The organism is uncultured Romboutsia sp. (genome assembly GCF_958366745.1).
GTDB lineage: Bacteria > Bacillota > Clostridia > Peptostreptococcales > Peptostreptococcaceae > Romboutsia > Romboutsia timonensis.
In genome coordinates this window covers 1-3,626 of record NZ_CATXCO010000232.1, presented here as the reverse complement: position 1 = coordinate 3,626, position 3,626 = coordinate 1, and the positions used below count along the sequence as shown (strand labels likewise).

The following is a 3,626-nucleotide window of genomic DNA, read 5'->3' as shown; positions in this document are numbered from 1 at the left end:
ATATACCAGCTAGTATTAGTGCAAATACAGATGTTCCTAAAAATCCTAATATTGTTTTATAAGATATACGACCTAATTTTTTTGTATCACTTATATTACACATAGCAAGTGTTATTGATGTAAATACCATAGGTACTATTACTAATTGTAGTGAGTTTATAAATAGTTGACCAACTATATAAAAGATTCCAATTGCATTATTTGCCTCTGGTTTAGTTATATCTTGGAATAATAAATTATTTATCATAGTCCAAGTATCACTATTTCCACTTGAGATTAATTTTTCCCTTAAGAAAATAAATGATGTTCCAGCTATTAGGCCTATTATTAAGGCAGTCGCCATTTTGATAGCTAATTTATTAGCATTATTTGTTGAAGTGTGAGTTTTGTTCATAGTATCCTCCTAAAATTTTTTTAGGACACCAAAAAAACCTTAATACCAATAGATATTAAGGTAAAAAATACTACATTACGTACATTTCCTTATTAGTCTCACGGGACTATCTTAAAGGTATCCTATATTTTTTAATATACAATGTAAAAAAGTGTGTGTCAATAAAAAATTACATTAAAGTATAAATTTTGACATATAGTATAATTTTTTATAATATAATTTGATTATTTATAAAAGTCTACTATATAATATCCATTTTATTTTGTACTACACCTTTATTATTTAAACAAGAATTAATAGTTATAGCTAATAAAAGCGTTAAATACACTTGCTTTGATCTCGGCTCACCAGCTTTACACCACATAGCAAAGTGTTCACAGTTGTGTGAAACTAAATTAAATTTCTCTTCTCCTATACACTCTCTTGCCCTTTCAACTACTTCTTCGTTATTAAATTTTGCTTCTCTATTATCTATATAATAACTTGTTTTTCCACCTAAGAATCTATCCATAGTAGTTTCTCTTATACACATTTTTCTTAAAAACATATCATCTAATTTGCCATCATAATGCACTACACAATTTTCATTTATATATATTCCATAATGTCTATACAGATTATGCTTAGTATATATTATGTCTCCATATTCTGCCTTTGCCATAAACTATCCCCCTTGTAAAATAGCTATACTATAGATTATGTTATTTAAAAACTCTTTGTTAATAGTTATTTTGATATTATATTTCGTAACTTTTTGTTTATTAGTGTCATATAATTTATTAATCTATACTTTTTAAAGGAGGTGTTTCCTTTGAGTAATAGATATCCTAAGAAATTAAAAAACTGTAATAAGTGTAAAATGAATAACTATAATAATACTGCTAATTTAAAAATTTGTAGCTCATCTACTAGAAAAAATTGTAATAATAAAAATTTTAAAAACAATAAAAAGGTCAATTGTAAATCTAGTTCTAATATTAGTCATCCTAATAAGTGTTCTAACAATTGTAACTGTCATTTAAATAACTGCAATTGTAATAACAAATCTTGCTGTGGTCTTTGGCCTTTATTATTTTTAGTATTTTTCTTATAAAATTCGTTTCACTCATAACACCAACGATTTATCCTTGCACCAGCTTTGAACAACGTGTTGGTGAAACATTTCGGGTATATCCATTGCTTAGAATTCGTTTCACAATAGTGCAAATGATTTATCTTTTGAATAGCATTTTATTAAAATCCTTTATACCACTTTGTTAATAAAAAAATAGCTACCTTAATGTATAATTCTTATACTTTAACGTGGCTATTTTTATGTTATAATCAAATTTAATATTATATAATTTGTTCAAAAGGAGATTGATATGAAATATAAAGTTATTTTATTTGATGCAGATGATACTTTATTTGATTTTAAAAAAACAGAAAACTATGCCTTAGAAAATTTAATGTCTAGTTTAGATACAGATTATGATAAAGATTATTGTATAAATATTTACAAGGAAATAAACACTAAAATATGGAAAGAATTTGAGGAAGGAAAAATCACCTCAGATGATTTAAAGATTGAAAGATTTCAAAGGCTTATAGATAAACTTAATTTATCTGATGATGCTACAAGGCTTAGTGAATTGTACGTCAAATTTTTAGGCCAAGGATCCTTTTTATATGAAGATACAAAAGATCTTTTAGACTATTTATCTAAAAACTATAAATTAGGTATAATTACAAATGGACTTGCTGATGTTCAACACAAAAGAATTAGAGAATCTGATGTAGGCCATTATTTTGATGATGTTATTATATCTGATGAAATTAAAATTGCAAAACCTAATCCTGAGATTTTTGAGTATGCACTTAAATCTTTAAATCATGATGATAAATCTTCTGTTTTAATGGTTGGAGATAGTTTATCTTCAGATATTAAAGGTGGCTTAAATGCTTCAATAGACACTTGTTGGTGCAACTTAGCTAACAAAATTAACAACACTGATATAGTCCCTAAATATGAAATTAATAATTTATTAGATTTAAAAAATATACTATAAAATTACGGATATAAATATGTTTGTTTAAAATTCAACTTATTTATATCCTTTTATTTTCCTATTATTTCTTATATTCTTTTATTATCAAAATATGCTTTACCACTCTTTAATCAATCATTTCTTTTTATAAAGTATTTTGTAACTTTTTAGATATTAAAGTCATATTATTTATTAAAATATATATTTTATCAAAACAAAGGGGGATTATATTTTGTCTAAATATAATGGATATAGAGGGAAAAAACTTAGCATTTGTAAACATTGCGGTAATCAAGTTTGTTATTGCAATCATTCTAATGCTTCTAATAATAGAAAACGATTAAACCATAGTTATTCCAATTATAAAGAATTTAAAGTTTGCGATAAATGTAATCATTATCCTTGCTATTGCTCTAAATCTAAAAGTACACAAAATACTATGCTAAAGAGTACTATTGCAAATTATGACATAATTAATAATCCTATAAATATTCCTAATAATACTACTATCGATAATAATACTAAACCAAATTATAAAAGCATTTGTATCTATGATAAACCATCTAATACTACTTATAACCAAATTGTAAGCAATACTACTTTAGATGAAACCACTTTAACTATTAATAATTAAAACACTACTAACTTAAACTCTGAAGATTTAAACTCTAAGAGTGAAAAATTAAAAAATAAAAAATCTAGTAAAAAAGCTAATAAAAATAATCCTAGAACTAAAGGATCTAAGAAAAAATCTAAGAAACATGATGATATAGAAGATTCTAATGAAGAAGTTAAACCTACTACTAAAATTAAAGAGTCTAAAAAAGAATCTAAAAAAACAAAATCATCTACTAAGAAATCTAATAAGCACAAGCCTGATATTAATGAATTAGATGATGAGTCTACAGATACTAATACTAAAGTTAAAAATTCAACTAAATCATCTAAAAATTCTAGACCTAAAAATTCTAGTAAAAATAATAATGATTCTACTACTAATCAATCAATTGATCCTTACTATGAGGAATAATAAACCATGTAGCGACATGGTAGGCTTCTTATTGTTTACTCTTTTAGTATAAATTTAATAAACTATAGTAACTATTGATTTTAATTTATCAAATTATAATATAAATAAAAGAGCCATAAAATTAAAGTGTACCCTTTGTCAAGGACAATTTAAAAAAAGGTATTTCTAAGAAACA

General features: G+C 24.5%; 6 protein-coding genes. 3 read left to right on the top strand and 3 right to left on the bottom strand.

What is annotated here, in order from left to right; translation table 11 throughout:
• On the bottom strand, positions 1-394 hold a 394-nt coding region (locus Q5F54_RS11875), incomplete at its 3' end, for a cation:dicarboxylate symporter family transporter (RefSeq protein ID WP_302334489.1).
• Between the two features lie 241 nt (positions 395-635).
• Positions 636-1,055: a lecithin retinol acyltransferase family protein gene (locus tag Q5F54_RS11870; protein WP_277231649.1), complete on the bottom strand. Its 420-nt coding sequence runs from the start codon at positions 1,053-1,055 to the stop codon at positions 636-638.
• Between the two features lie 150 nt (positions 1,056-1,205).
• Between Q5F54_RS11870 and Q5F54_RS11865 the strand changes: the two genes are divergently transcribed.
• From Q5F54_RS11865 to Q5F54_RS11855, 3 genes are all read left to right on the top strand, one after another.
• On the top strand, positions 1,206-1,487 hold the full coding sequence (locus Q5F54_RS11865) for a hypothetical protein (protein WP_281538672.1): 282 nt from the start codon (positions 1,206-1,208) through the stop codon (positions 1,485-1,487).
• Between the two features lie 271 nt (positions 1,488-1,758).
• Positions 1,759-2,442 (top strand): YjjG family noncanonical pyrimidine nucleotidase, encoded by a 684-nt coding sequence (locus Q5F54_RS11860; RefSeq protein ID WP_281538673.1) that lies wholly within the window; start codon positions 1,759-1,761, stop codon positions 2,440-2,442.
• A 211-nt stretch (positions 2,443-2,653) separates the two neighbouring features.
• The gene (locus tag Q5F54_RS11855) at positions 2,654-3,055 is read left to right on the top strand and encodes a hypothetical protein (RefSeq protein ID WP_302334488.1); all 402 of its coding nucleotides are present in this window, start codon (positions 2,654-2,656) and stop codon (positions 3,053-3,055) included.
• Here the strand turns inward: Q5F54_RS11855 and Q5F54_RS11850 are convergent.
• On the bottom strand, positions 3,052-3,294 hold the full coding sequence (locus tag Q5F54_RS11850) for a hypothetical protein (RefSeq protein ID WP_302334487.1): 243 nt from the start codon (positions 3,292-3,294) through the stop codon (positions 3,052-3,054). The genes Q5F54_RS11855 and Q5F54_RS11850 overlap by 4 nt on opposite strands.
• Positions 3,295-3,626 lie beyond the last annotated feature (332 nt).

Coding starts and splice junctions, on each gene's coding strand:
- Q5F54_RS11870 (WP_277231649.1), bottom strand. CDS start 1,055: ATGGCAAAGGCAGAATATGGAGACATAATATATACTAAGCATAATCTG.
- Q5F54_RS11860 (WP_281538673.1), top strand. CDS start 1,759: ATGAAATATAAAGTTATTTTATTTGATGCAGATGATACTTTATTTGAT.